The organism is Ramlibacter monticola, assembly GCF_016722785.1.
In the GTDB taxonomy this organism is placed as follows: Bacteria; Pseudomonadota; Gammaproteobacteria; order Burkholderiales; family Burkholderiaceae_C; genus Ramlibacter; species Ramlibacter monticola.
In genome coordinates, this window is the sequence record NZ_JAEQNE010000003.1 from 279,975 (window position 1) to 298,530 (window position 18,556).

The window sequence follows — 18,556 nt, forward strand, 5'->3', positions numbered from 1 at the left end:
GCGATGAGGCACCGAAGCGCTGACGTGGCTGTCGGACGCGCGCCGACATCGCCGGACGCACGGGCGGCCGCGGCCAGGCTCTGCCGCGCCACATCCGCACTAAGGAGCGGGCTTGTCCTGCTGCGTGAAGACCCCGGCGACGAAGTCGATCAGCGCCTTCACCCGCACCGAAGAGCGGTGCTGCTGGGCGTACACGGCGTAGATGTCCGCGTCGGGGCTCGCGTAACCCGCCAGCACCTGCACCAGCCGGCCGCTGGCGATGTAGCGCTGCACGTCCCATTCGGCACGCAGCAGGATGCCGTGGCCCTCCAGGGCCCAGTTCACGGCGATGCCGCCGTCGTTGGTGGTCAGGTTGCCGCGCACCTTCACCGTCTCCGTCCTGTCGGCTCCGCCCCGTCCGGTGCGCACCGGCGTGAAGCGCCACTGGCCGTAGGCTTCGTCGCCCTGGCGGATCCCGATGCAGTTGTGCTTGACCAGCTCCCGCGGCGCCGCGGGGACGCCGTGGCGTTTCACGTAAGCGGGCGACGCCACCACGATGCGCCTGTTGGCCGCGATGAACCGCGCAATGCCCCGCGAGTCGGGAGGATGGCCGAAGCGGAAGCAGACATCGAACGCGTCGTCGCTCAGGGCCGGCGGGTTGACCGACAGCTGCAGCTGCACGTCCACCTTGGGATGCTTGCGGACGAACTGCGAGACGAGGGGCGCGATGTGGCTGCGGCCGAACCCCAGCGTGGCGTTCACGCGCAGCCTGCCCTGGGGCGCCTGCTTCAGGCCCACGAGCTGGTGCTCCATGTCCTCGATGTCGCCGAGGATCTTGCGCGCGTTCTCGAGGTACACCTCGCCCTCCGCGGTCAGGCCCATGCGGCGCGTGGTGCGCGTGACCAGCGCCGTCCCCAGCCGGGCCTCGATCTGCGAGAGCCGCTTGCTCACCGCGGGCGTCGTGACGCCCATCTCGCGGGCGGCCGCCGTCAGGCTGCCGCATTGGACGAGGGTGGAAAAGAAGCCCAGGTCCGCCGGTTGGATCGCGTTCGCCATGGGGCCGCATTGTCCCTCCGGATTGTTGAAGCCAGGGAAAGGCTGCCTTTCTTCCGGCGCCGTTCATTGACCCGCGGGCCGCCTAGAGTCCGGTCCATGGCGCGAGGCGCGCCGAACCCACCCAGGAGACATCGCCCATGAGCTTCCCTTCCCATCGACTGGCCGCAGCCGCGACCCTGTGCCTCCTGGCCGGGGCCGCGCCGGCGCAAACCTGGCCTGCGAAGACCGTCACCATCGTCGTCCCCTTCCCGGCCGGCGGGACCACGGACGTGCTGGCGCGCGCCATCTCCACCAAGCTGTCGGCCGCCATCGGGCAGCCGGTGATCGTCGACAACAAGCCGGGCGCCGGTGCGACCCTGGGTGCCGCGCAGGTGGCCAAGGTGAACGACGGCGGGCATACCCTGCTGATGGGGGCGGTCCACCACACGGTGGCTCCCAGCGTCTACAAGAACCTGAGCTACAGCTTCGAGAAGGACTTCCAGCCGATCACCACCGTCGCCATGGTGCCCAACGTGCTGGTGGTGAGCGCGAACGCGCCCTTCGCCACCGTGAAGGACCTGCTGGCCGCCGGCAAGGCCAGGCCCGAAGGCTTCTCCTACGGGTCCAACGGCAACGGCACCGCGCAGCACATGATCGGCACGCAGTTCCAGATCGAGACCGGCGTGAAGCTGCTGCACGTTCCCTACAAGGGCACTTGGCAAGCGATACGCGAAATTTCGCGTTCCTCCTCTGAAAACGCCCTGTTTCTGTAGCACAGAAACCACGCGAGTATCACAAGCGAGTCTGACAAAGTCCGGTGAAAGCTCAGTCGAGCGGCTCTGGAGGGTACGCCGTCGCCCCTGCAGAATAGCCTGATGCCGCGCCGCCGCAAGCCCCCGAAGCCACCGCGCATCCTCAGGTCGTATTGGGGGCCGGACCCACTTGCCCCCGATGCGATGCGCCGGACGGAAGGCATGGCGGAGCGCCTGTGCAAATTCTGGGCGCAGGCGCAGCAATGGCGCGAGGAGGCGCAGGACAAACTCGCAGACGCACAGGCGCTGCTCGATGCTGTTCGCCCTGGCGCATCGGATGCGCTCTGGCAGCGTGCCTTCTACGCGGTCATTGAGGAGAAAGTCGCCGAGGCGTACCGCGATGATGACGCGGCAAAGCGGCAGCAGGAATGGTGCGTTGGAGCCATCGACGCCGCACTGGCGGTGCTTTCCGCCAGTGAAAGGGCCGAAATCAACAAAAGAGGCGCCAACGAGAGGCGGGCTGCCGACATGCGCAGGCGCATCAGCGATATTCGCGACAGGTTGCTATTCGACAAAATGGACGACAGTGCACCGCACATCATCGATGCGTGGCCGCTGGAGTTCGGCAAAGCGCCCGACGAGGACACGATTTACGGCCATCTGAAGAAGATCAGGAGCAACAAGGGCGACTGAGTTATTTCCCGAGTACATACCGAGTACATGTGTACTCGGTTGATCGCGCCGCGCCCGTGCGAACAATAAGGGGCATCTTTCAAAAGGATGCCGAATGGGTTCCACCGAAAACACCAGCATCGCGCCGCCGCCGGTTTCGCTGATGCTTGAGAAGTCGCGCCGCCTGCTGCGCATTGAAACGGTCGAGGCACGCACGGGGCTGAAGGCCGGTGCCATCTACCAGGAAGTCAACGCCGGCCGCTTCCCGCCGCCGCGACAGCTCAGCCCGCTGGGCAAGGCCACGGCCTGGGACGAGCGCGACCTCGACGCATGGATCGACTCTCGCCCCGTCGCGGAAGGGTTCCTGCCCTGGACCCCGCTGAACGCGAAGCCGCCCGCCGCTTCCCCCACGCCCGCTGAGAAGCCCCGCGTCCGTTCCAGGAACGGAAAGTTGATCGGCCGGCCACGCCGCGCTGACCGCGCCACCGCGTAGGGCTACCCCCAAAAAGACAGCGGTCCCAGACACGCACGCAGCGCGTCGGGGACCGTGAATGCCGATCCAACTTTTCCCGAGGAGGTTCAGCGTGCCCGATTCTCCCGCACTCTTTGACTGTCCGGCAAGTTCGGACGATCTGCTGCTGGCGCAGGGATTTACCGACTTCGTGCGCGCCCGCCTCGGCCGCGACCTGCGCCAGCAGGTCAACGCTACGGGCGAGCCGCAGGCCGTGCCCGACCCTGACGGTGGGCCGGCCTTGATCTACCTGATGGGGCTGCATCCGTTCCCGCACGCCCTGGTCACGCTCGATGACCCGCAGGCCTCGGTGTCGGCGCTGGGTCCGCCCGAATCCTCGCCCGAGGAGCAGGAGGCGCTGCCCGCCTTGCTCGCGGGCATGGCGCAGAAGCTGAACGAAGAACTGCAGCGGCGCGAGGGAGACCGGCAGGCGCTGCAGGAATCCGATCAGCAGGTCAACGAGTGCGCTGACGCAGCCAAGTGCCGCGCCCAGGCCGCGATGGACCGCGCGCTGCAGGCGGGCGATTGGGACGCATGGCTGCAGGCCACTATGGAAGAGGAGCAAGCTCGCGGCGCGCAGCGCGAGCCGGCCGCACGCAACGAGGGCGACTCCAGGGACCTCAAGTGAGCCTCGTTCGCCCGCCGCCTGGAGCAGGATCAGCCATGACGCCCGACCGCGACCGCGCGCTCGACCCGCCGCATTCGAAGGAATCCGAGGAAGCGGTGCTCGGGGCCTTGCTGCTGGATTCAGCGTGCGCGTGGCCGGTCGCCACCGATGTGCTGGGCGCGCAGGACTTCTACCTTCACGAGCACCGCCTGATCTTCGACGCCGTTGCTGCCGTCATCGCCGCCGGCAATGTGGCGGACGTTGACGTGCTTACGGTGTTCGAGCGGTTGCAGCGCAACGGCGAGGCCGAGGAGGTCGGAGGGCTGCCGCGCCTGAATGAGCTGGAACAGTTCGTCCCGAGTGCAGCCAACGTGCGCCGCTACGCGGAGATCGTGCAGCAGCATGCGGCGCGCCGCAGCGTCATCGAGCAGGCGCAGACGATCAGCGATGCCGCCTTCGGCGGGGACGCGGACGAACTGCGGAAGCTGCCCGAGCTCGCGCATCGGCTTACGGATGCCGCGCAGAGCGCCCTCATCGGGCCATCGGCGCGTGCGGCCTTCGCGCCGGTTCCCTTCGCGGACCTCACGAGCGCCGAGCCGTCGCTACCTGGATACGTCTGGGACGGTCTCGTGCCGGCAGGGTTCGTCACGCTGCTCAATGGGCACGGCGGTGCTGGCAAGGGCTATCTCGCGCTGATGCTGGCCGTCGCGGTGGCAATGGGACTGCCCCTGTTCGGCATTCCCACTCGGCGCGGCATCGTGGCGTTCTACTCGGGCGAGGATGGTGCAGACGTTCTGCGGTTTCGGCTCGCCCGCGTATGCGCGGCAATGGACGTTTGCGTGCAGGACCTGGAGCAACGGTTGTTCCTGCTGGATGCCACCAGGAGTGACCCGACCCTGTTCACGGAAGTCACGAGCGCGGGCCACAGGGCAGGAGTGACGACCGCGACCTATTGCGAATTGCGCGAGTTCATGGCCGTGAAAGGCGCGGGACTGCTCGTAGTGGACAACGCGACCGATACCTACGACGCGAGCGAAATCGACAGGACCCGAGTGCGCGGCTTCGTGCGGTCGTTGGCCTGCATCGCGCAGGAGCGGGACGCGGGAGTGCTGCTGCTGGCGCATGTGGACAAGGGGACCAGCAGGGGGGAGCGCGCCGGCACGGAGAGCTATTCGGGCAGCACGGCCTGGAGCAATTCGGCGCGCTCGCGGCTGTTCCTCACTCGGGCGGAAGACGGCGCGCTGCTGCTTCAGCACCAAAAGCACAACCTGGGCAAGCTGCGCGAGCCGCTGCGCCTGAGCTGGCCCGATGGTGGCGTCCCGACGCTGGACGTGCCGCTCGGGCCGGTCGTGCAGGGCATTTCGAACAGAGGGAGCACGAAGGCGCTCCTGCGGCTGATCGCGGAGTTCGAGCAGCGCGGCGAGCACGTTACCACCGCGACCACATCGCGTACCCACGCGGCCAAGCTGCTGCGCGAAGAGTCGGGCTTCCCCAAGGTACGGGAAGGGGAAGTGTTCAACCTGCTACGCATGGCGGAACGTGCAGGGCACCTTGAGCGCGTCACCTACAAGGGCGCGGACCGCAAGAATCGGGAGCGCTGGCATGTGACCGACGCTGGCCGAGCGCTCGCCGAGCTGACTGCGGCGACTGCGGCGACTGCTGGAGTCACCGCATGCGGCGATGTGCCCGCAGAGCCTGCGGCGACTGCGGCGACTTCGCCGCTGGGGGGTATGGGGGGAAAGAGCGCACACACATCGCCTGCCTGGAGCGCGACCGTGCCGCAGGCCAGCGCCCATTACGGGGGGCACCGCGAATGACCCGCAACCCTCCCCCGAGTGGCTGGCTGCTGGCCGACCACGACCGCGACCTGGGCGACGACCGCCATGCCTGAGTTCCAGGAGGCGCTGCCATGACTATCTCGGCCTTGATCTGCGGCCGGCTTGCGCGCAAGCCCGAGCAGCGCAGCGGCCCCTCGGGTCGGGCCTACGTGCTGGCGCGGCTGCTGGTCCACGACGGCGATGCCCAGCACTTCGTCTCCGTGTTCGCGTTCTCCGAGGGCGTCCAGCGCGTCCTGCTGGCGCTCGGAGAGGGCGCGAGCATCGCGGTGTCGGGCGCGCTGAAAGCTGGCATCTGGACGCCGGAGCGCGGCGGCGAGCCCCGCGTGAACCTCTCGCTGACCGCCGACACGATCACGACCCTGCACGAGAAGCGCAGGACCGACCGCGCCGTGGCCGAAGCGCGGGAGTCGCAGGAGGCCCGCCACGGTGAGCGCCGCTCGCGGGATGCTGCATTCGGTGCCTCGCAGCCGGTGCCTCGCAGCCGGTGCCCTGGTCGGCTCGCCCCGCCGCCATGAACGGCAGCGCCGACTTCGACGACATGGACGACGACATTCCCTGATCCGCCTCCACTACGCGGCCAGCAAACTAGAAGCCACTGCTAGTTTGACGGAGCAACCCGAGCCGCCGAAAACAATTGAGGCCGCAGCCGCACGCGCGCCGAGCCAGAGGGAGAGGAAACCTGCGAAGCAGCCCGAGCGCACAGAACGGGCCTACAAGCGCGCTGACCCATCGTGCTGGCCTACCCCTTGGCCGTGAGAGTTCGACGCCCCTGGAGGGCAGGAGTAGACCAGGACGCGGCAGGGGGCAGCCCCCAGGGGGGGAGGGTCGCTGGCTGCAGCCTGACCGGGTGTCACCCTGATTTACCGCTACGCAGAGATTTTTTTAGCCCCTAAGGCGCAGGCCCACCCGACGCCCACGGGGAAGGTCGAAGGACCCTCGTGCATTCCCCGCAACCGCGCGCCTGATTCGGCAATCGCCCGCCGCTGCATTCCAATCCCCTCTATCAGCGACCGAGGGCCGACCAAGAACGAGGGGGGCCGTCCGCCCCTGGAACGCGACGAGCAGGCTGCTCCCTCACAGGCTCGTCCACAGCTTTTCAGTGGCGCTATGTCGCTGCGTGTCCGTGTCGAACGACGTGTTAGGCATGCGCCCTCTCGTTTGCCTCTCGCTCCCAACGCAATTGGGCGCGGCGGCTCCACGCAAATATCCCAATCGCTAAGGCGTAGATCGGAATGTGCCATGGTGCCCAAGGCCACACTACAGGCTGCGAGTTAAATAGGTACGTGCAGACGCCCAGCACAGTTGTGCAAAGGAAGAACAGCAGCAGTTCCTTCACGGCGACCGAGACTTGGCCTCGAAACAGGCGTCCGAGGCTGGTCAGAAACAAGGCCAACGAGGTTAGCCCGCCAAGCAAGAAAGCGATTCCACCAAAGGCGAACGCTGCGATCAATAGGAAGCCCATTGATGCCTACCGTAGAAATGACCGGCGGCCAGTGGGCCGGCGAATGCCCGCCGATAGACGTCCGTGTCGATTGTCATGTTGGACCGGACCGCCACGGCAGAACGGGTCATTCCCTTGTGCTCCCGTTCGCCACCGCCAAGAAAAACCGTTTGCCTTCCTCCACGAGTGGCTCGAACGCCGAGTTCGTGTCGCTGTGAATCGCAAGAACATTCCACGACAGATGATTGATTGCCTCGTCCAGTTGTCCCAGGGCGCCCTCAATCTCTGTCAGATTCATCTGGTTCTCAACGTAGAAGGAGTCTCTGCTCCCGCCTGCCGTGCGGTGCGCAATGTTCGAGTGCCTCCAATTCTTGATCCTGGCCAGAGGGCCGGCCTTTTCCGACAGGCACTCCTCTGCTTCAGGAATTAGCTTCTTCAGTTCCGCATCGCCATATCGGCGCACCAACGTTATTAAATTCGGAAGAGAGTACGTACTGGCAGTGGCATCGATGAGCGTTCCCAGCTTCGCAAAGAGGGCATCGAACATGCCGCGCCATACTTGGTCCAGCAGCCAGGGAAAGCGCTGGGTGGCGGTCGGCGAAGCCTTGGCTCCTTCGTGCATTCCCCGCAGCACGTAAAAGTAGCTCCAAGCCTGGGCCATCGACTTGCCCAAAGCTTCGACCATGGCCTCGAGGTTGGCGCGCTGGTCTGGGTTCATCTGTGCCGTACGGTCCAACGTCGGAGTTGACCGGCACGCAGTAGCATTGCGCCGCGAGGCGTATGCTCCCGCGCACGGCTCGCGGCGCAATGCCGCTGCGTGTCCGCGTCGGACGACCTGTTAGACCGCTTGGGGGCCATTGCTCGGCATCTCCCTCGTAGCCGTTTCCAACGCCTCGGCGCCAGGATTTCCCTGCTCCAGCCAATCCCACCCGAATACCTTCGCTTGTGCGGCGGCAAGATCACCAGCGCTCGCACCGGTGAACCCTGAGCCAGGCAAGCCGGACTCCTGTTGCACGACAAGGATGGTGAGCGGAGGCAGCCTATGAAGCTTGCAGTACGACTGCACCGGCTCCAGGAGGGCGCCGAGGCCACCAGTGAAGGCCCCCGTCACCCGAGCAAGTTGGCCATAGGTCAAAGACTGCCGGTGCGTGGCTGCCCAAGCAAGCACTGCCCAAATTTGCGACGCGCGTTGAAAGCGATTCATGTGTACCCTTGTCCTATAGAGCGGTCGAACGTAGAAATGACCGACGGACAGTAGGCGGGCGAGCGCCTGCCGATAGGACGTCCGTGTCGATTCGACCCTTAGCCGTCAGCTCAGTCGGGCCTGTACACCGCCGAATTTAGGATTCCGAGAACTACCCGCCCGCAGATTTGCATGGCGATGTACTTGTTGTCGTGGTCGCACACGCCCACATCGCCACTAACCTGCTCGCTCAGCCGTCCGTTGGGCCTCAGATAGCAGCGCCAAACCTCCACGCAATCGTCGCCGTGCGGCACGTAGAAGACATATTCAGTGATGAAGTCCCCGTCCCCATCCCGCACCATGCGACCGACAGCCGTCGCGGTGAGCGCGAACCATGGGACCGAGATTTCTCTGCCAGTCACGTTCAATCGCGTCGGTACGTTGTCTGGGACCGCGTGATTCGAAATATGGGCTACGAACCTCTTTTCGAGTTCCAGAGCAGTCTCAATATGCGTCTTGGCATTGGCAATGTCGATCAACTGTACTTGGTTCATGTGCTTGCCCCTCTGGAAAGGCCGCACGTTACCCTCTCTTCGGGATCGGAGTTTCTGCTCGGAATCAAACTATTCAGTTAAATGATTCGGTGGCAAACCCTGCGCTGTCATCACGCAACGTCAACGCCCTCTGTCGGCGCTCGCTCGCGCAACGGCACACGCGGCCCATAATGACTCCGAGCACTTCGCTGCCGCCCGCGTGCGCCGGCAGCCGCAACGGTGGCGTCCCTCGGGGCGCGTCAATCCGGCAACCCTGCCTGGAGCACCGTGCGGCCTTCGTTCCAGGTAGGAGCCCGAGACACCGGCCGCGCGAAAGGCCGTCCATGATTGAGCAGGCCCCGCCCGTGTCCTACGGGTACTGGGGCGGGCAGCGGGAGGAAGATGCCGCCCGCCTTGAGGTCGCCCGCCGGAAAGCCCAGTGGTACCGCGACCAGCGCGAGCGCGAAGATGCGCAGGCCCTTGGCGACCTCGTTCGTGACGCGCTGCTGGAAGGCGCGATCACGCGCGTGGCCATCATGACCGTGCTGGTGGAGGCACCGCCGCCGCCGCTTTCCATCTCGCAGCGGCTGCGCATCCTGCTGCGCCGCTGCGCCCGCAACGTGCTGCGCTTGACTACCAGGAGAACCAGCCATGCTCACTAACAGCTACGGCCAATGGGGCGAGACGACCACCGCCTCTGATTTCGACCTGGCGCGCGTCAAGCTGCAGGCCATGGAGGAACGGCTGGCCGCCGAGCTGGTGGAGGGGCTTTCGCGCCGCTGCGCCGACGCGGTTATGAGAGCCGTGCAGGGCGGCCTGCCTCGCGCCCAGATCATCGAGGCATTGGACGCCGCGCTCACCGACCCCCTCGACGCGAGCGAAGCAGCCGCGTGGGCCAGGGCAACGATTGCATAGAAGGAGTGCCGGTCATGTACTCGACCAAGATCATGCGCAGCGACGACGGCTGCTTCACGGTGCAGACCGGGCGCGGCCTGGAGCACGTCGCGCCCCACCGGCCCGACCTCGCAGCGTTGCTCGCTGCGGGCGAATTGGTGCCCACGCGCCGCAGGCCGCGCACGCCCGCCTCGCCCGCCGAGCAGGTCAAGCAGCGTGCCCGCCGGGCGGTGGCTGCAGCGGACCTCGCCCTCTCGGGCGGGAAGGCCAAGCTGCCCGCGCTGTCCCGCGAAGCCGAGTGCGCCATCAACTCCGTGAAGCCCGCGCAACTGGTCAACATCCTGGGCGAGGTTCTGGGCCGCGAGCTGGCTGCCAGGGACGTGCGGCTCGCCCGCCTGGAAGCGAGGACCCCGCCGAACGAAAGGCAGACCCGCCAGAGGGTTGCCGAGGCCCTGCGCCGCGCCCGCGCGGTGCTGGCTTGAGGGGCGAGGCCATGACGCGGCGATCCACTTTGCACGCCGACGAGAAGCTAGTCCTGGCCCAGGCCCGCAGGCTGGGCCTGCCAATCGCCGCCGCCATGCTGGGCCGCGCGTTGAAGCAGCAGCGCCTCCCCGGCGGTACGTTCGCGGAGGAAGTCGAGGACCAGGACGAGGACCTCGCCTTGGTGCACGGCGACGTCCGCGCCGACCACGCCGTCCAGGAGCAGCGCCAGCTCACGCCGGTCGCGGGCGTGGGCTACGTGACAAAGGCGCATCGGGCCTGAGCCCGTCGCCGCATCCGCGACGGCACCGGACGCAGGTCCGCCCCATGAAGCACCGCAGCCACCGGCCACAGGACGACAAGTCCCCAGACGGGCCGTTGCGCGCGAGCGACCCGATGACCCTCTCGGAAATTGGGGACCGGCTGGGCCTCACGCGCGAACGGATCCGCCAGATCGAGGCGAAGGCGCTGCGCAAGCTGGAAGCCGCCCTGCAGGCCCGTGGGTTCACGGCGGCCGACCTCCTGGGCGAGGACAGTCCCGTGTCGGGTTACGCCCGCCGCAACATCCGGCGCAGCGAGTGAAGCGGCTCCTGAAAAGCGGAGCCCCAGGAAATGCGCACACCGTGCCCACTGCCAGCCCCGCCAGCGCGTCGTCGGCACCTGGGCAAGGGGTAGGAGCCTCCAGACGCAGCAACGGCCCCAGAGGGGCCGTTTTCCTTTGCAGGGCTGGAGGGCTTACAGACCAGGGACGGACAGTGCCTCGCGTTGCCGGTCGGCCGTCATCTGGAAATAGTGCTTCTCGATCATGGCGACGGAGGTCCCTGCCAACTTGGCAATCTCCAGGGCAGGACGGCCCGCGTCCACGAGGTCCGTGATGCGGGAGTGCCGCAGGCAATAGACCGTCAGCCTCTTGTCCAGACCTGCAGCATCGCGGCAGCGGTTGAAGGCACGCCGCCAGGAGGCAGCCTTCCAGGGCTTGCCCCCTGCATCGGTGAACAGGGGCGCGGCGGGGGGCTTGCCCTTGCAGGCTGCCGCGAAGTCCTTGCCATTGGCTGCAGGGATATGCACTTCGCGCCCACCGTTGGCCTTGTCGCGGCCCACCGTCAGGAGGTTGTGCTCCTGGTCAAAGTTGCTGACGGTCATGTGGGAGAAAGCCCCGCAGCGCACGGGCACGATGCAGTGCGCAACCAGGAAGGGGACGAAGGCCGGTTCCAGCTCCCGCGCCTTCGCCACCAGCTTTTTGCGGTCGGCCACGGGAATGATTTTCCAGCTCGCAATGGACTTCGCCACCGGCTCGCTGCCGTCGCGCTTGAGGGCATCCGTCCAGGTCCTGGGCAGGCGGTGCGTGCGCGCCGCCAGATTCAGCGCAGCGCGGAAGCTGGCGAGGTCGCGGTTGACCGATGCCACGCTGCGTTCCTTGCCATGCTTGCTGCGCCCGCTGCGCTTCGGGTCCGTGGGCAGGTTGCGCAGCCACATGCGCCATTCCGTGAAGTCCGCAGGCTGCAGGTCCACCAGGGGGATATGGGTCCAGCGCAGCTCCTCGGGGACCTCCTGCCCTGCTGGCACCTTCGCGCGGTCACGCTGCAGCACGAAGGGCATGACCAGCAGATCGAAGCGCCGCTTCGCTTGGTCATGCTTGTCCTGGGGGTCCGCCGCTTTGTTCTTCAGCCTCTGCTCCGTGATTGCGAGCAGGTAGTCCCGCAGGGCATGGTGGATCGTGTAGTCCGCAGCCTTGACGTCGGTCACGACGGTGCGGTCCATCTGGTCGAACCACTTGTTCGCCAGCTCCAGGGCACGCTCGTAGGGGTCCCCGATGCAGCCCTCCAGGTTGCCGAACAGTTCCGTTTTTTGCTGGCCGTTGATGCGGGCTTTCGCCATCCAGGTCCCAGGCCGCGCCGCGTTCATCTTGCGGAAGCCGATGAACCTGTTGACGCGGACTTTCAGCCAGTGCGGATTGCGCTGGGCCTTGAGCGCAGCGCGGCTGCTGGGGGTATCGAGCTTCACCGGCTTCCTGCGGCGGGCGCGCGGGGTCTTCCTGGCAACAGTGAGGCGGACAGGCGCAACGTCATCGGCGTCGGCCTGGATGGCAGTATTCGGGGGCATGGTCCTTGTCCATCAAGGATGTGGGAGTCGTCTTCCCCCTCGGGACCAGTATCACAACAGTATGACAAACAGCGTGGAAACGACTGGAATCCGAGGGGACTTCCTGGGACTCACAATCGCCTAAGTCATTGATTATTAAGGCACTGGAGTCCCAGCAAGTCCCACTCTATTGCCCTACAAGGGCAGCGCGCCCCTCACGACCGACCTGCTGGGCGGCCAGGTGAACATGTCCTTCGACACGATCACGCCCGTGCTGCCGTTCATCAAGGAAGGCAAGCTCAAGCCGCTGGCGGTGACGACGGCGAGGCGCTCCGCCGCGCTGCCGAACGTGCCCACGCTGCAGGAAGCGGGCGTGCCCCACCTGGCCATCGGCACCTGGTTCGGACTGCTGGCGCCGGCGTCCGCGCCGAAGGCGGTCGTCATCCGTCTCAACGCCGAGATCGTGAAGATCATCCACAGCCCCGAGTTCGGCAAGCAGATGGCCGACATCGGCGCCGAGCCCGTGGGCAACAAGCCCGAAGACATGGCCAGGCAGATCCGCGAGGAAACCGCCAAGTTCGCCGAACTGGTCAAGGCCGGCAAGGTCACCCTGGAGTAATCGAGATGCAGCACCAAGACGCCGTCCTGGACCGCGAAACCGCGGCCGCGGACCTCACCCGCCTGATGGCGAAGTTCACGTCGTACATCGGCAAGCGTCTGCCCACGGACGTCACGCAGAAGCTCGGCGAACTGCGCGAGAAGGAAGTGAACTTCCTCGCGAAGGAGGTCTACGAGTCGATGCGCCAGAACCAGGAAGCCGCGGACAAGCTGGATCGCCCCAGCTGCCAGGACACCGGGGTCATCCAGTATTTCCTGACCGCGGGCGCCAGCTTCCCGCTGCTCGGCGAGCTGGAGGAGATCCTGCAGGGCGCCACCGCCGGCGCCACCAGGGAAGGGCCGCTGCGCCACAACGCGGTGGAAACCTTCGAGGAGAAGAACACGGGCACCAACACGGGCTCGAAGATTCCCTGGCTGGACTGGGAGATCGTGCCGAACTCCGACAGCGTGACAATCGAGGTCTACATGGCCGGCGGCGGCTGCACGCTGCCCGGTGCGGCCAAGGTGCTGATGCCGGGGCAGGGCTACGAAGGCGTCGCCGAATTCGTGTTCGACGTGATCACCTCGCGCGGCGTCAATGCCTGCCCGCCGCTGCTCGTCGGCGTGGGCGTCTCGACCTCGGCCGAGACCGCTGCGCGGCTGTCGAAGAAGGCGATCCTGCGCCCGGTGACGGCGCGCAACGCGAACGACAAGGCCGCGCTCATGGAGGACCTGCTGACGGAAGGCCTGAACGAGCTGGGACTCGGCCCGCAAGGCCTGACCGGCAACGCCAGCGTGATGGGCGTGAACATCGAATCGTCCGCCCGCCACCCCTCCACCATCGGCGTGGCCGTTTCCACGGGCTGCTGGGCGCACCGCCGCGGCCGCATCAAGATCAACGCGGACCTGACCTGGGAGGTCCTGTCCCACACCGGATTCAAGCTGTGAAGAAGATCCTGACCACCCCCATCAAGGACGAGGACCTGGAGTCGCTGAACGTCGGCGACGTGGTCTACCTGACCGGCACGCTCGTGACCTGCCGCGACGTGGCGCACCGCCGCCTGATCGAGCTCGGGCGCGACCTGCCGGTGAACCTGGAGGGCGGCGCGATCTTCCATGCCGGCCCCATCGTGCGGCAGAAGGAGGACGGCGAGTACGAGATGGTCTCCATCGGCCCGACCACCAGCATGCGCATGGAGAAGTTCGAGAAGGAATTCATCAAGCGCACGGGCGTGAAGCTGATCGTGGGCAAGGGCGGCATGGGGCCGCAGACGCAGGAAGGCTGCGTCGAGAACAAGGCGGTGCACGCGATCTTCCCGGGCGGCTGCGCGGTGCTGGCCGCGACCAAGGTGGAGAAGATCGAGGCCGCCGAGTGGAAGGACCTCGGCATGCCCGAAACCCTGTGGGTCAACCGCGTCAGGGAGTTCGGCCCGCTGATCATCTCCATCGACACCAAGGGCCGCAACCTGATCGAGGAGAACAAGGCGGTCTTCAACGAGAAGAAGAAGCCGATCCTCGAGCGCATCAACGCGCAGGTGCGGTTCATCAAGTAGGGGCGCTTCCTCATTCCGCTTTCATGCCCGCGGCGCGCGTGACGCCCTGCCACTGCTCGATCTCGCTGGCGACGATGCGATCGAGTTCCGCCGCCGTGCTGCCCACGGCGACGGCGCCCTGTTCCAGCAGCACCTTCTTCACCTCGGGTTGGCGCGTCACGGCCATGACTGCCTGCTCGAGCCGCCTGAGCACCTGCGGCGGCGTGCCGGCCGGCGCAAAGATGGCATTCCAGGCGTCGACGCGGAAGCCGGGCAGCGACTCGGAGACGGCGGGAATTTCCGGGAGCGCCGGCGAACGTTCGGTGGTCGACACGGCCAGGGCCTTGAGCTTGCCCAGCTTCACCTGCTGCGTGATCGACGGCAGCGAGACCCACAGCAGCGGAATCTCGTTGCCGAGCACCGCGACGGTGGCCGGCCCGCCGCCGCGATAGGGCACGTGCGTGAACGGCAGTCCGGTCCTCATCCGGAAAAGCTCTCCGGCCACGTGGGCGGGCGAACCGACCCCGGCCGACCCATAGGGCAGCGCCGCGGTGCCCTTGCTCGCCATCAGTTCGGCCAGGCTGGCTGCCGGAAAGGACGGATGCGCCACCAGCACCTGCGGCGTGGAGGCCACCAGCGACACCGCGGCGAAGTCCTTGCGCGTGTCGAAGGGCAGCTTGTCGTAGAGCCAGGGATTGATCGTGTGCGAGGAAAGCGTCATCAGCAGCGTGTAGCCATCCGGCTTCGCCTTCGCGACGAAGGCCGTGGCGATGCTGCCGCCGGCGCCCCCCTTGTTCTCCACCACGACCGACTGCCCGAGTTCCTTCGCCAGCGGGCCTTGCAGGATGCGCGCGGTCATGTCGACGCTGCCGCCGGGCGGGTACGACACGATCAGCGTCACCGGCTTCTGGGGGAAAGGCTCGTCGGCGAGGCCCGGCGGGACGGCGAGGGCCAGCACGGCCGCCGGCATCGCCATGGCCGCGCGCAGCAGCGCGATGTGTCGCATGACCAGCCTCCTTGGACCGGCCGCGCCGATCCGGTGTACGCCGCAGCATAGGCAGCGTCCCGGGTCGCGGTCAACGCGGGCTCTCCCCATGTCGGACTGGCATCGACCTGCCGACACTCGAGGCCATGTTCCCTCCGGGAGAATCCGCATGACGGACCCCCATCCCGTCTCCGGCGCGTTGCGCCAGGCAGCGCAGGCCATCGCCGCCGCGCGAACCCGCCGGACGCCGCTGCCGGCCCTGCCGCAAGAGATCGCGCCCATGAGCCTCGAGGACGGCTACCGCATCCAGGCGGAAGTGCATCGACTCCTGGCGCCGGAGCTGGGCCCCCTGGTCGGCTACAAGATCGGCTGTACCAGCGAGGTGATGCAGAAGTATCTTGCGATTCCACACCCGTGCGCGGGAGGCGTGCATGCACGCGCGGTGCATCGCAGCGGCGTCGTGCTGAAGGCAGCCGACTACGTCCGCGTCGGCGTCGAGTGCGAGATAGCCGTCCGCCTCGGGGAGGATCTCGCTCCCGCACGCGCACCCTTCACCCGGGAATCGGTGGCGGCGAGCATCGAGTGCTATCTGCCGGCGATCGAAATCGTCGACGACCGCTACGTCCGGTGGGAAACGCTTGGCGCACCGACGCTCGTGGCGGACGATTTCTTTGCCGCCGGCATCGTCCTGGGGCAAGCGGTCGCGCGCTCCGCCGTCCCGGATCTTCTCGCTGTCGAGGGCCGGACCCTCATCGACGGCCGGGAGACGGGCCGGGGGACGGGCGCCGATGTCCTGGGCCATCCGCACAATGCACTGGCGTGGCTGGCCAACCACCTCGCCAGCCAGGGGACGGCGCTGCGCGAGGGTGAGATCGTGATGACCGGCAGCCTGGTCAAGACCGTGTGGCTCGAAGCGGGTTCCGAAGCCAGGATGGAGTTCTCCGGCCTCGGCAACGTCCAGGTCGCGTTCGTTTGAACGCGGGGCTCAGGAGCTCATTCCTCGCGCGGCGGCAAGGCGATCCGGTTGTCGACGCTGAACTGGTAGTCCTTGAACACGTGCTCCGCCGTGAGCAGCTGGTAGCTGCCGTCGGCCTTCTTGTGCGTGGTGTCCTTGAGGCGGTAGGTGTAGTGGCCGCAGGTCCAGCAATTGAAGTTGCGCATGTGGGTGCACAGGCAGGTCTTGTCCATGACCGTGACGGTCCTTTGCTCCGGATGGGCCAGCACTTCGCGGTTGTAGGCATCGATATAGGAGCAGTTGCCGTTGCCATCGAGCAGGTAGCCATAGGATTCGCAACCCGGCCGGATGCCCGAGCCGATGGCTGGCGTGCTCTTGAGCATGCGCATCGGGTACCCGGTCGGCGAAATGCCGTTGACGGTGATGTCGTCTTCGCTGGCCTTCGCGTATTCCTGCTTCACGTCGGCGGGCAGGCCGCACTCGTGCGTGATGGTGAAGCGCGTCGCCACCTGCACGCCGCCCGCGCCTTTTTCCAGGAAGCCGACCGCATCGGTGCCGGTGAAGATGCCGCCCGCGGCAATCACCGGGATGGAAAGCTGCTCGTCGCGCAGGAAGGCATGCACCTCGTCCATGATGGCGTGCAGGTCGTATTCGGCCCAATCCATGCCGAAGCCAAGGTGGCCGCCGGCCAGCGGACCTTCGACGATGATGTAGTCGGGCAATCGGTCCAGTCTGGCGTTCTTGCGCAGGAACAGTTGCAGTGCGCGCGCGGACGACACGATGATGCCCAGCTTGGCATCGCGAAAGCGTGGATGTTCGGCGATCAGGCCCAGGGAATTCAGGTGCAGGCCGGCTGACAGGGTGATGCCGTCGATGCCGCCATCCAGTGCCGACGAGAGGCGCGTGCGCAGGGTTTCGCGCGGCCCGTTCATGGTCAGCTTTTCCATGCAGTTGACGAAGATGAGGCCGTCGCCCTTCTTCGCCTCCATGGTCGAGCGCACGTGATTGATGGTCGCTTCGGCCAGGCGCGCCATGTCGAACTTGACAAGGCTCTTGTCCAGGTTGTTGATGTTGAACTTGTAGGTCTTGGCTTTGTCCTTGACGAAGGTGGTGTCGAACTTCCGGTCCGACACGTCATGGACCATCGCATCGGAAATGTGCCCGATGCCGCCCAGGCGAGCGGCTACCAGCGCCAGCTCCGAGGTCGAAATATCGACGCCCATGCCGCCGATCATGATCGGGACATAGTCCTTGTTGCCCAGTACCAGGCGGAAATCATCAACACATTTCATCGCTAACCCTTCTACGTTCCTGTCTTGGTGGCGGGAATTGTCGAGTTCGATCCGCCACATCCTTGCGCAACAGCGCCATCATCGCCTGCCGTCCGGGCCATGTCGCACCACGTCCCCCGGGGTTCTCCGCCGGGCAGCGGTGGCAACTTGACATTCTGGCTTGACCCGGCGCCTGTGGCACGAAGCCGCCGATGACGTAGGGCTGTTCGCCTGGCCCAGCGGCTGGCGGGTCCCCGGCGCCCGGTCAAGCTGCGCCTCGCGTCTTGCGGCGCGGCTTGGGCAGCAACTCCATGAGCGAGCGCAGCGCGGCGCCGGCCTCGCCCGGCCACACCAGGTGCGTGCGGTTCGTGCGCAGGCGCGATGGCAGGGGATGGCGCTGCACCGAACTGGCCATGACCGCCTGGTCCAGCACTTCGGCGGGGACGATCGCGGCGCCCGCGCCCGCGGCGACGCAGGCGATGATCGCGTGGTAGGAACCGAGGTCCAGCATCCGGCCGGGCGAGACGCCTGACTCGGCCAGCCACTCGAGCAGGCGGCGCCGGTAGGAGCAGCCGTGGGGAAAGGCGACGAGCGTGCCCCCGGCCAGGTCCGCCGCACGGTACCGCGCGCCGGCTCCCCGGGCCGTGATCAGGACCAGTTCCTCCTCGAAGGCAGGCAACGACGACAGCCGGCCCTGCTCGAAGGGTTCGGAAACGAACGCCGCCTCCACCTCGAAGCGATCGAGCAGGCGCAGTAGCGCGCCCGTGGTCCCGGTCTGCAATTCGAGCGAAACCTCCGGGTGGCGCGCGTGAAAGGCCGCCAGGACGGGCGGCAGCCGCGCACCCGCGGCGCTTTCGAGCGAGCCGATCCGGAGCACGCCGCGGACCGCGCCGCTTCGCAAGTCCTGTTCCGCGGCCTCGGCCATCTGCAGCAGCCGCTCGGCGTGGCCGAGCAGCGTGCGGCCGGCCTCCGTGAGCGCGAGGCTGCGGCCCTGGCGCCGGAACAGCGCCGTCCCGAGCCGCTCCTCGAACTGCTTGATCCGGGTGGTGACGTTCGACGGAACGCGGTGCAGGCGACTTGCCGCCCGGCTGATCCCGCCTTCTCGCACGACGCTGCGGAAGATGTGCAGGTCCTCGAGGTCCAACGTTCTCATCCCGTGAATTGTATGTCTGCACAATTCACTATTCAAAAGCTGTGGCGCGAGGTCCA

Annotated in this window: 21 protein-coding genes and 1 pseudogene; 15 read left to right on the forward strand and 7 right to left on the reverse strand. The window is 66.7% G+C overall.

All coding sequences use genetic code 11. From position 1 onward, the window contains the following. Positions 1–99: 99 nt before the first annotated feature. Positions 100–1,035 (reverse strand): LysR family transcriptional regulator, encoded by a 936-nt coding sequence (locus JJ685_RS14725; RefSeq protein ID WP_201675020.1) that lies wholly within the window; start codon positions 1,033–1,035, stop codon positions 100–102. Positions 1,036–1,172: 137 nt separating this feature from the next. On the opposite strand from JJ685_RS14725, the gene JJ685_RS14730 reads away from it, so the two are divergent. The 6 genes from JJ685_RS14730 to JJ685_RS14755 all read left to right on the forward strand — a co-directional run bounded on the left by JJ685_RS14730 (position 1,173) and on the right by JJ685_RS14755 (position 5,909). Beyond that, positions 1,173–1,787, forward strand: a complete 615-nt coding sequence (locus tag JJ685_RS14730) for a Bug family tripartite tricarboxylate transporter substrate binding protein (protein ID WP_201675021.1) — start codon at positions 1,173–1,175, stop codon at positions 1,785–1,787. 102 nt (positions 1,788–1,889) lie between these two features. After that, positions 1,890–2,459 (forward strand): hypothetical protein, encoded by a 570-nt coding sequence (locus JJ685_RS14735; RefSeq protein ID WP_201675022.1) that lies wholly within the window; start codon positions 1,890–1,892, stop codon positions 2,457–2,459. Between the two features lie 94 nt (positions 2,460–2,553). Next, complete coding sequence (locus JJ685_RS14740; RefSeq protein WP_201675023.1) at positions 2,554–2,931, forward strand: helix-turn-helix transcriptional regulator; 378 nt, start codon at positions 2,554–2,556, stop codon at positions 2,929–2,931. Between the two features lie 91 nt (positions 2,932–3,022). Beyond that, positions 3,023–3,577 (forward strand): hypothetical protein, encoded by a 555-nt coding sequence (locus tag JJ685_RS14745; RefSeq protein WP_201675024.1) that lies wholly within the window; start codon positions 3,023–3,025, stop codon positions 3,575–3,577. Positions 3,578–3,612: 35 nt separating this feature from the next. Beyond that, entirely contained in the window at positions 3,613–5,373 is a 1,761-nt protein-coding gene (locus tag JJ685_RS14750; RefSeq protein ID WP_201675025.1) for an AAA family ATPase, read from the forward strand. A gap of 92 nt (positions 5,374–5,465) precedes the next feature. Then, entirely contained in the window at positions 5,466–5,909 is a 444-nt protein-coding gene (locus JJ685_RS14755) for a single-stranded DNA-binding protein (RefSeq protein ID WP_201675026.1), read from the forward strand. 1,053 nt (positions 5,910–6,962) lie between these two features. Here the strand turns inward: JJ685_RS14755 and JJ685_RS14760 are convergent. Together JJ685_RS14760 and JJ685_RS14765 are read right to left on the reverse strand one after the other, a co-directional pair. After that, positions 6,963–7,553, reverse strand: coding sequence for an AbiU2 domain-containing protein (locus JJ685_RS14760; protein ID WP_201675027.1), 591 nt, complete (start codon positions 7,551–7,553; stop codon positions 6,963–6,965). Between the two features lie 596 nt (positions 7,554–8,149). After that, entirely contained in the window at positions 8,150–8,572 is a 423-nt protein-coding gene (locus JJ685_RS14765) for a hypothetical protein (RefSeq protein ID WP_201675028.1), read from the reverse strand. A gap of 323 nt (positions 8,573–8,895) precedes the next feature. Between JJ685_RS14765 and JJ685_RS14770 the strand changes: the two genes are divergently transcribed. Genes JJ685_RS14770 through JJ685_RS14790 form a run of 5 tightly spaced genes read left to right on the forward strand, consistent with a single transcriptional unit; the run spans position 8,896 to position 10,507 of the window. Continuing rightward, complete coding sequence (locus tag JJ685_RS14770; protein WP_201675029.1) at positions 8,896–9,213, forward strand: hypothetical protein; 318 nt, start codon at positions 8,896–8,898, stop codon at positions 9,211–9,213. Next, the gene (locus JJ685_RS14775) at positions 9,203–9,466 is read left to right on the forward strand and encodes a hypothetical protein (protein ID WP_201675030.1); all 264 of its coding nucleotides are present in this window, start codon (positions 9,203–9,205) and stop codon (positions 9,464–9,466) included. Before JJ685_RS14770 ends, JJ685_RS14775 begins: the two co-directional genes overlap by 11 nt. Before the next feature lie 14 nt (positions 9,467–9,480). Continuing rightward, positions 9,481–9,927, forward strand: coding sequence for a hypothetical protein (locus JJ685_RS14780; protein ID WP_201675031.1), 447 nt, complete (start codon positions 9,481–9,483; stop codon positions 9,925–9,927). Positions 9,928–9,938: 11 nt separating this feature from the next. Further along, on the forward strand, positions 9,939–10,208 hold the full coding sequence (locus JJ685_RS14785) for a hypothetical protein (RefSeq protein ID WP_201675032.1): 270 nt from the start codon (positions 9,939–9,941) through the stop codon (positions 10,206–10,208). 44 nt (positions 10,209–10,252) lie between these two features. Continuing rightward, positions 10,253–10,507, forward strand: a complete 255-nt coding sequence (locus tag JJ685_RS14790; RefSeq protein ID WP_201675033.1) for a sigma factor-like helix-turn-helix DNA-binding protein — start codon at positions 10,253–10,255, stop codon at positions 10,505–10,507. Between the two features lie 153 nt (positions 10,508–10,660). On the opposite strand, the gene JJ685_RS14795 is transcribed toward JJ685_RS14790, so the two are convergent. After that, positions 10,661–12,028 carry a tyrosine-type recombinase/integrase gene (locus JJ685_RS14795; protein WP_201675034.1) on the reverse strand — a complete coding sequence of 456 codons (1,368 nt, stop codon included), beginning with the start codon at positions 12,026–12,028 and terminating at the stop codon, positions 10,661–10,663. A gap of 169 nt (positions 12,029–12,197) precedes the next feature. Between JJ685_RS14795 and JJ685_RS14800 the strand changes: the two are divergent. From JJ685_RS14800 to ttdB, 3 genes and pseudogenes are all read left to right on the forward strand, one after another. Next, a pseudogene (locus JJ685_RS14800) lies at positions 12,198–12,626 on the forward strand (tripartite tricarboxylate transporter substrate-binding protein); the annotation flags it as partial. 5 nt (positions 12,627–12,631) lie between these two features. Further along, positions 12,632–13,552: a L(+)-tartrate dehydratase subunit alpha gene (gene ttdA / locus JJ685_RS14805; protein WP_408015471.1), complete on the forward strand. Its 921-nt coding sequence runs from the start codon at positions 12,632–12,634 to the stop codon at positions 13,550–13,552. After that, on the forward strand, positions 13,549–14,157 hold the full coding sequence (gene ttdB, locus JJ685_RS14810; protein ID WP_201675036.1) for a L(+)-tartrate dehydratase subunit beta: 609 nt from the start codon (positions 13,549–13,551) through the stop codon (positions 14,155–14,157). Before ttdA ends, ttdB begins: the two co-directional genes overlap by 4 nt. A gap of 10 nt (positions 14,158–14,167) precedes the next feature. Here ttdB and JJ685_RS14815 read toward each other — a convergent pair whose 3' ends face one another. Next, positions 14,168–15,142 carry a Bug family tripartite tricarboxylate transporter substrate binding protein gene (locus JJ685_RS14815; RefSeq protein WP_201675037.1) on the reverse strand — a complete coding sequence of 325 codons (975 nt, stop codon included), beginning with the start codon at positions 15,140–15,142 and terminating at the stop codon, positions 14,168–14,170. Between the two features lie 148 nt (positions 15,143–15,290). Between JJ685_RS14815 and JJ685_RS14820 the strand changes: the two genes are divergently transcribed. Beyond that, positions 15,291–16,097 carry a 2-keto-4-pentenoate hydratase gene (locus tag JJ685_RS14820; protein ID WP_201675038.1) on the forward strand — a complete coding sequence of 269 codons (807 nt, stop codon included), beginning with the start codon at positions 15,291–15,293 and terminating at the stop codon, positions 16,095–16,097. Between the two features lie 17 nt (positions 16,098–16,114). Here JJ685_RS14820 and JJ685_RS14825 read toward each other — a convergent pair whose 3' ends face one another. Both JJ685_RS14825 and JJ685_RS14830 read right to left on the reverse strand, forming a co-directional pair. Further along, positions 16,115–17,368, reverse strand: coding sequence for a nitronate monooxygenase (locus JJ685_RS14825; RefSeq protein WP_201675039.1), 1,254 nt, complete (start codon positions 17,366–17,368; stop codon positions 16,115–16,117). A gap of 244 nt (positions 17,369–17,612) precedes the next feature. Next, positions 17,613–18,500 (reverse strand): LysR family transcriptional regulator, encoded by an 888-nt coding sequence (locus JJ685_RS14830; protein ID WP_236599005.1) that lies wholly within the window; start codon positions 18,498–18,500, stop codon positions 17,613–17,615. Positions 18,501–18,556: the final 56 nt, after the last annotated feature.

What these genes read in the sequence shown, in the direction of transcription:
- JJ685_RS14725 (WP_201675020.1), bottom strand. Translation starts at nt 1,035, where the DNA reads ATGGCGAACGCGATCCAACCGGCGGACCTGGGCTTCTTTTCCACCCTC.
- JJ685_RS14780 (WP_201675031.1), top strand. Translation starts at nt 9,481, where the DNA reads ATGTACTCGACCAAGATCATGCGCAGCGACGACGGCTGCTTCACGGTG.
- JJ685_RS14825 (WP_201675039.1), bottom strand. Translation starts at nt 17,368, where the DNA reads ATGAAATGTGTTGATGATTTCCGCCTGGTACTGGGCAACAAGGACTAT.
- JJ685_RS14750 (WP_201675025.1), top strand. Translation starts at nt 3,613, where the DNA reads ATGACGCCCGACCGCGACCGCGCGCTCGACCCGCCGCATTCGAAGGAA.
- JJ685_RS14820 (WP_201675038.1), top strand. Translation starts at nt 15,291, where the DNA reads ATGACGGACCCCCATCCCGTCTCCGGCGCGTTGCGCCAGGCAGCGCAG.
- JJ685_RS14770 (WP_201675029.1), top strand. Translation starts at nt 8,896, where the DNA reads ATGATTGAGCAGGCCCCGCCCGTGTCCTACGGGTACTGGGGCGGGCAG.
- JJ685_RS14740 (WP_201675023.1), top strand. Translation starts at nt 2,554, where the DNA reads ATGGGTTCCACCGAAAACACCAGCATCGCGCCGCCGCCGGTTTCGCTG.
- JJ685_RS14735 (WP_201675022.1), top strand. Translation starts at nt 1,890, where the DNA reads ATGCCGCGCCGCCGCAAGCCCCCGAAGCCACCGCGCATCCTCAGGTCG.
- JJ685_RS14765 (WP_201675028.1), bottom strand. Translation starts at nt 8,572, where the DNA reads ATGAACCAAGTACAGTTGATCGACATTGCCAATGCCAAGACGCATATT.
- JJ685_RS14755 (WP_201675026.1), top strand. Translation starts at nt 5,466, where the DNA reads ATGACTATCTCGGCCTTGATCTGCGGCCGGCTTGCGCGCAAGCCCGAG.
- JJ685_RS14785 (WP_201675032.1), top strand. Translation starts at nt 9,939, where the DNA reads ATGACGCGGCGATCCACTTTGCACGCCGACGAGAAGCTAGTCCTGGCC.
- JJ685_RS14730 (WP_201675021.1), top strand. Translation starts at nt 1,173, where the DNA reads ATGAGCTTCCCTTCCCATCGACTGGCCGCAGCCGCGACCCTGTGCCTC.
- JJ685_RS14775 (WP_201675030.1), top strand. Translation starts at nt 9,203, where the DNA reads ATGCTCACTAACAGCTACGGCCAATGGGGCGAGACGACCACCGCCTCT.
- JJ685_RS14830 (WP_236599005.1), bottom strand. Translation starts at nt 18,500, where the DNA reads ATGAGAACGTTGGACCTCGAGGACCTGCACATCTTCCGCAGCGTCGTG.
- ttdA (WP_408015471.1), top strand. Translation starts at nt 12,632, where the DNA reads ATGCAGCACCAAGACGCCGTCCTGGACCGCGAAACCGCGGCCGCGGAC.
- JJ685_RS14790 (WP_201675033.1), top strand. Translation starts at nt 10,253, where the DNA reads ATGAAGCACCGCAGCCACCGGCCACAGGACGACAAGTCCCCAGACGGG.
- JJ685_RS14815 (WP_201675037.1), bottom strand. Translation starts at nt 15,142, where the DNA reads ATGCGACACATCGCGCTGCTGCGCGCGGCCATGGCGATGCCGGCGGCC.
- JJ685_RS14760 (WP_201675027.1), bottom strand. Translation starts at nt 7,553, where the DNA reads ATGAACCCAGACCAGCGCGCCAACCTCGAGGCCATGGTCGAAGCTTTG.
- JJ685_RS14795 (WP_201675034.1), bottom strand. Translation starts at nt 12,028, where the DNA reads ATGCCCCCGAATACTGCCATCCAGGCCGACGCCGATGACGTTGCGCCT.